The 246-nt window shown below is 31.3% G+C and carries 1 protein-coding gene; it reads left to right on the top strand.

The window, feature by feature from the left end; all coding sequences use genetic code 11:
* Positions 1–246 (top strand): hypothetical protein (locus ACY2RW_RS16265; RefSeq protein WP_490123778.1); only part of this gene is annotated, 246 nt, incomplete at both ends.

The raw sequence follows: 246 nt of genomic DNA, 5'->3' as shown, positions 1-246 counted from the left end.
AACAAATAATGCATCTTCTACATTAATGTTTAACGTTTTAATAGATTCTCCTACCGATTCACAAAACAGATTACAAAGTAGAATTAATGACAATTTAGATGTTAAATGGATTGAATTAGGAAATGAAAACTCTCACACAGGACAACAAGGAGGAAATGTTACAGATGTAGACTCTTCTATATCGCATACTGTAGATATGGTTACCCAATTAAAAAAAGTAGACCCTAATGTTAAAGCAGCTGTATG

The organism is Polaribacter sp. 2305UL8-11 (genome assembly GCF_058147165.1).
The sequence above is the reverse complement of the archived record's forward strand: the minus strand, read 5'-3'. Positions and strand labels throughout refer to the sequence as shown.